This window comes from Okeania sp. SIO2F4 (assembly GCF_010672385.1).
Lineage (GTDB): Bacteria > Cyanobacteriota > Cyanobacteriia > Cyanobacteriales > Microcoleaceae > Trichodesmium.
This window is the reverse complement of sequence record NZ_JAAHGT010000563.1, coordinates 1-6322: the sequence shown is the minus strand read 5'-3', so window position 1 is coordinate 6322 and position 6322 is coordinate 1. Positions and strand designations below refer to the sequence as shown.

Below are 6322 nucleotides of genomic sequence, written 5' to 3'. Positions count from 1 at the left end.
GGAAGAATAATTGATAATTTCTGGATAATAATTGATTTTATTTTGTATTTTTGGAGATGTCTAATGAACAATTAATAATTAATAATTACCCCTTCTTAAAACGGATAGGATTGACTAAAAGGAAAATTTTTGATTTATCCCCTTAAAAGGGGAGGCTTTAAACCTGAATTGTTGAATGAATAATTGACTATCAACTCTTAATTATTAATTATTAATTATTAATTATATCATGTCCGGATAATTAGCGATCAAAAAAACTTTCTTCTTTTTATACTTTCAGAATCCTCTCTTCCCTCCTGAGGACTGAGGACTGAGGACTGAGGACTCCCTCGTTTATTTATAACTATTCAACCGGACATAATATTATTCGGTAATCACGAGCCAGTAAAACAACGAGGAATGATGTTATTTGGGTTGCCATAGTAATCAAGAATCTCGTGAGTCCGCAGCACCATCGACTCCATTAAAATTCCCATGTTCTTCTTCACCGTCAATTGTTCTTCCGGTGACACATAGGACACCTCTGCCAGCAGAACTTCTGTGATTTGTTCGTGTCCCCCCTCATCATTGATGGAAGCATGCAGCAGGATGGGTTTATAGAATTCAGACGGTAGATCCTCCGCTTGACAATGCTCTTTAAACAACTCGTGGAACTTCTTGTCGTCTTCTTCAAATAGCATCAGTGCCGCTTTAAAACTCAGAGGATGCCGCGAAGCAAAAACTCCTAGGGTAGCGCAGAGTGCAAAGGTCATGGGGAGTGGCTGCATCTGTTTGAGTTGCTCCCCCTCAATTCCCACACTCTTTAAAGAATTTTCAATCAAACGGTCGTGGTGCAACTCACAGACAAAGAATTCCTGGAGAAGTTTTTGCGTCCTCGGTGATTCGTAATTGCCTAAGGAGGGAGCCAACAGTCTTGGGCAGAGATGAGTGACGTGGTAGGATTCCAAAGCATAGCCAATCAACTGATTTCTGGAGAGCGTTCCCTCAGCCATCTTCTCCAAGAAGGGAGAAGGGGGAAATCGCCTCTTGAGGCGCCCCAGGAATCGGGATAGTTCTCGGTAGAACTGGCGTCCAGTCACCCCAGGGGATTCCACTTCCCTCTGGTTTTCGGTTAGCATACCACGGCGGTGGAACTCGGCAAGCAGTTCTGGGATCTGCTCTCGAATTCCCGGACAAGCTTGAGCTAATTGCTCTGACGACATTCCACCAAGCTGCAACAGTCTTAACAGTTGAGCTGTCTCCTGTTGGTCTTCAGGTGGAAAATTGATGGAGCACCCTTGGTCGCGATAGCGAATTTCAACGCCAGTATCCTTAAATTTAAAAAGTACCCCATCTTTGAATAGTGGCTGTTGGTATAAAACTTTCGTCAATGACATAATTCCTTCCCTCTGTTAAATTGCCGAAACTCGTCGCAGTAAATGAGTAGTGGACGAGTAGTACTGACCTATAGCTCTATGGAAATTATCATACATTTCAATAAATAGGTAAGTTTGCCCCCTGAACCGCTGTCTCGTTTCTCGGTCGATGTGGGGAATTTCTTGAAAGATGCGACGGGTTAAGTTTTCCTGTTCCCGTTTGAGCTTAGTGTTGACCAGTTGTCTCATCGGGTCGATAAAGCCAGAATCTAGTTCAAGCTCCTCACAGGTTCTAAGATAGAGCTGGAAATTTTTGAAAGTTCTATCTGCCAACACTCCCAGGGTACTAAGAAAAAAAAGTGGCTCAAAGTTTGCCCAAAATGCCAAACCATTACACATGGCCATGGTTTCTGGGAGTGGCATTGTGTCTGTGAGTTCTTCATGGCTAATGCCAATGACATTAAGTGCTTCGATGACCAGTTTATCTTGCCCGTATTCTTGAGAGTAGAATTCATTGAGCAAATATCGAATTTTTGTAGAGCTTTGGAATCCCAGTACAGGAGACTGAAAACAGCGCTTTAGAGACAAAAAGTGATAATTCTCGATCGCAAAGCCATACAAAATATTGATTGGCAGTTCAGGTGCTGTTGAGTTGATTAATTTCCAAAACGGATTTTCCTCAACGCTCTTGTCGAGCAATTCATTAGTTAAATCCTCTAATTCCAGCAGGGTATCGATCCCTGAATGAACTCTCAACTGGGCAACGTCATCGAGCAATCCCTGCTCGTCTAAGTTACGCACGATAGTATTAATAACTTCAGGGCGATCGGGAGATAACTTCTGTTGGAGTTCGCTCAGAGTTTTGGTTCCGTCCATCAAGGAGAAAAGTTTCTGCAAAACTTCTCCTGATTGACCGTTAATCTGGAACTCAAAATCTCGACCATCCTGAGAAAGAATAATCCGATCGCTATAGATATTCACTTTACAGGCTAATCGAGGACGCAGTACTGGTTGGCTTTGCGTATCTTTTCCCTGAAAGCCTTGATTATGCAGTTGCATATCTAAATTTGAGGCAACGCTTCCCATAACATTTTCCTTAATATCGGGGGTAAAAACAGAAACTGAAATCTTAACTAAATATACTTAAACTTACCAGGACTTACGCTCCAAGCGCCATATCTTGTAGGGGCATCTATGCGAATCGCCCCTACATATGGCGTATAATTCCATATTTTGCGTAAGTCCTGCTTACTTTTCTCTTGGTCGATTGGATATGGCGTTTAGCGTTCCGCACAACGCGCCTTTTTCATGTCGCGTTTGCGCAATTATTCCGTAGGAAAGCGAAACGCCATCCCATCCTAGGTCATACTCCACTTTCCGACCCCTTTTTCAAATTTTTTAGTAGTAAATGGCAAAGCTTATGTTATACTTAAATCAGTAGGTGGAGTTCCCGCCGATTTGAAGCCTGCTCTTGAAGATAAGTTACAGCCCATGAGGCAGTGGTATATGCGTGAAGCACCGAAGCTTGTCTCCAGAGCTGCTAACCTCGGCGCAGGGTAAGTTTGGGTAAGTTCAGCAGAACGGATTATAGGTTTACACACCCAGTGAATTACTGCTTATCATCTCTGCCCGATAGATAAGCAGTTTCCTGATTCAACGAAACCTGACGTATTCTGCTTGGCACGCTCAGTTCCACGCGCCTACGGCTACCGCAAGTTAGTCTTAGGAGCCATGTAAAAATAAGTTGTACAAATTTGATTTTAGATAAATTGTGAAATTTAGCTTCCATAAAAAAAACTGTTCAGGTTATTTTTACACGAGTCCTTACTGTATTCCATACAGGAAATTTAGAGGACGACAGCACACCAAGGTAGCTGTAGCTTCCCGCCCTTAGTGGGATATGGACGACAATACGGCAGGGGGTATGGACGGCAATACGGCAGGGGGTAAGGTTTAATGGGACCAGGCTCTACTGGATAAATTAGCTTCTCTTTGATAGAGATATCTACCTTCTCTATAGAGATATCTTCGATAGGGAACTCTACAGACAAACCCCCTTGGATGGAGAAAACTTCCTCAGTGTTTAGTTCTTCGAGATTGTCAAGGTTCTCGATTTTCAGACGCTTGTTTGTCATAATTTTTTTACCTCTTCAGTTTGTTTCAGTGAGAATTAGACTTGAATTTTCTCATTTGATGACCATTGTCTTATATTATTTCTAATATGTCTCGCCAATTTGGCATAAAATCTAGAGGTGCGATGTAGAAAATTGGGTAGTGCCTGTGCGAAAGTGTGGGAATGATCGGATGAATATTGTCCCTAAATAGTTGAAACGATCGTGGAATTTCCTCTGTGCAGTAATCACAAAACTCGGGTATCATGGAAATATCAGCAAAAGAAGTCAACGATATTATTGTCCAGAATGCCAACAAACTTTTCCTGCGGAATTTGGTATACTTAAAATTGGGGTGGGTATGAGCGAGTTTTACCTCCATAAGTTCAGCAGATCATAGGGAAAGACCAAACACAGCAGTTAGAGCGAACGAATGGCATTTGAGGAGAGCAGACACGAAGGTGGTATTGCCGACAGAACAAATTTGCTAAAATTTGGAAGCAGACTGAAGCCACAGTAAGGTTGTTAGTCAGCTATTTCAATTGGATTTGGATTCATAGTTGTAAACGAAATACAGCAGCACAAAGAGCAGGATTAGCGTTGGCGGAGAAAGTGCGGCAGCTAGATAGCACCCTGGAGTTAGAACGACAGGGGAAAATAAAATTTGAGGGAATATTTTTCTCTATTCCTGATTCCCTTTTTTTTCTGTAAATATCTTTTTTGAATTTGGTATTAGCTCGTTGAAAGAGTCTATCCCACAAAGGATGATTTTTGGGGATTTCACGATTTTTATATTACCTAAATATAAGGGTTTCAAGAATAGTCGGATAGGTTCAATTCAACTCCGAACTGCTCTCAAAGAGAAAAGTGGGAGTTCGCACATTGATGCTCAATTTTTTTTGTATCTATTATTGTCAACATGTTAATTATTTCCATTGAACTTCATCGCACACCTATCTGTGAATTTAACACTCAATAAATTAACCCAGTAAAATTAAAATCTAGTTCAACAATTAATAATTAATAATTAATAATTAATAATTACCTCTCCTGGAAAACAGATAGGATTGACTAATCATGAAAAATTTTTCAAGTTTTTCCACGGCGAGTGAGAGGCTTTAAAACTTAATTATTCGGTAAAATATTTAATGATAGATTGATTGTCAAAATAACTCAAAAGAATAATAACATAGCAAAAAGCTAAACATGATAAAATAAATAACTAAAGGAGTTTCCGAGGATAATACAAATGGCTGTAAAACTGCAAAAACCAATTTTAGTAGGTGGCATAGGATTATCTCTACTGTTATGGTTATTAGATAGTGTCCAAAATTCTGTGGCAGAATTCGGTGGAACTGCTATGTTAGGAATTATGGCAGCAAGTCTGGGGGTTTGGTTATTAAAAAGACCAAAATCTCTAGCGCCCCAAAAACAAACTATAATCCCATCAACAACAAAAGAAGTTGCCCAAGAGGCGATCGCAACCTTAACTACTACTATAGATAAGCTTGCTTTGGAAGTGGAAGGTATTAATAAGTCTGAAAAAGTAACTAATGATATTAGTCAACTACGCCAAAAAGTAGTAACTCTTACTCAGGAATTAGAAAGAGAAGAATTAAGTATAGTTATTACGGGTAATCAGGGAGTTGGTAAAAGTGCTTTGACTGAAATATTAAAGTCTCAGTGGATATCTACAAATTCTCCAAAAGTAGAAGTTACTGATATAACTTGGCAGTCAGAATGGATAACAAAAAATGAGGATGCTCAAGTTAATCCTTTATCGCCTTACGATTTGATATTATTTGTGACTACAGGTGACTTAATAGATTCAGAATTTCAAGCTTTATCAAAACTAACAACTTTCGGTCAACGTTTTATTTTGGTTTGGAATAAACAAGACTTATATTTGCCAGACCAAAAACCGCAAATTATCCAAAAAATTAAAGAGACATTATCTACCATTAACTCAGAAGAAAATTTAGTCGGAATTTCTGCTAGACCTAATTCTATTAAAGTGCGAAAATATCAGGAGGATGGCACTATTCAAGAATCTATAGAACAACCATTGCCAGAAATATCTGGATTGACACAAAAGCTGAATCAAGTATTAGAGAAGGAAAGGGAAAAATTAGTTTGGGCGACTACTAGAAGAAAAGCAGAAATAGTTAGATTAGAAGCTAAAAATATTCTCAATCAAATTAGAAGAGAACGAGCAGTTCCTGTAATTGAACAATATCAATGGATAGCTGCTGCTACAGCATTTGCTAATCCAGTTCCAGCTTTAGACCTATTAGCAACGGCAGCTATAAATTCTCAATTAATAGTAGACCTAAGTAGTATATATGAGCAAAAAATTTCCCTAGAACAAGGCAAACAAGTAGCAGGCACTATGGCAGAGTTAATGTTAAAACTTGGATTGGTAGAATTATCTACTAAAACATTAACAACTATCCTTAAAAGTAACAGTGTAACTTTTGTCGCTGGTGGTGCAATTCAAGCAGTAAGTGCTGCTTATCTAACGAGAGTAGCAGGAATTAGTTTAGTAGAATATTTTGCTACTCAAACAGATAGTAATTCTGTGAATGTTGAGAAGTTAGGGAAAATTATTCAAAGTGTATTTAGCAAAACTCAAGAAAATAATTTTTTGAAGTCTTTTGTTGCTCAGGTAATGAGTCATGTTTTGCCACAAGATAAAAAATTAGAAGTTGTTTCAACTCCAGTACAATAATATGGCAATAAATAGTAAGTACCTCTGCTAAATAATTAGTATATTGAGAATTTTTCTGAGGCGACTATATATCTGAGAAGACTCCCAGATATAAATTGAACCAAATATTTCCCTACTGCCACAGATAC

At 38.9% G+C, this 6322-nt stretch carries 4 protein-coding genes and 1 pseudogene; 2 read left to right on the top strand and 3 right to left on the bottom strand.

Annotation, left to right across the window (positions count from 1 at the left end; all coding sequences use genetic code 11):
• Positions 1-374: 374 nt before the first annotated feature.
• From F6K22_RS27565 to F6K22_RS27555, 3 genes are all read right to left on the bottom strand, one after another.
• Complete coding sequence (locus tag F6K22_RS27565; protein ID WP_293105435.1) at positions 375-1376, bottom strand: thiaminase II/PqqC family protein; 1002 nt, start codon at positions 1374-1376, stop codon at positions 375-377.
• Between the two features lie 15 nt (positions 1377-1391).
• Positions 1392-2441 carry a hypothetical protein gene (locus tag F6K22_RS27560; protein ID WP_293105432.1) on the bottom strand — a complete coding sequence of 350 codons (1050 nt, stop codon included), beginning with the start codon at positions 2439-2441 and terminating at the stop codon, positions 1392-1394.
• 761 nt (positions 2442-3202) lie between these two features.
• Entirely contained in the window at positions 3203-3490 is a 288-nt protein-coding gene (locus F6K22_RS27555; protein WP_293105429.1) for a hypothetical protein, read from the bottom strand.
• A 327-nt stretch (positions 3491-3817) separates the two neighbouring features.
• Here F6K22_RS27555 and F6K22_RS27550 point away from each other — a divergent pair.
• Together F6K22_RS27550 and F6K22_RS27545 are read left to right on the top strand one after the other, a co-directional pair.
• Positions 3818-4063: pseudogene (locus F6K22_RS27550) on the top strand (IS1 family transposase); the annotation flags it as partial.
• A gap of 652 nt (positions 4064-4715) precedes the next feature.
• Positions 4716-6194, top strand: a complete 1479-nt coding sequence (locus F6K22_RS27545) for a slr1306 family protein (protein WP_293105427.1) — start codon at positions 4716-4718, stop codon at positions 6192-6194.
• The last annotated feature ends 128 nt before the right edge of the window (positions 6195-6322 follow it).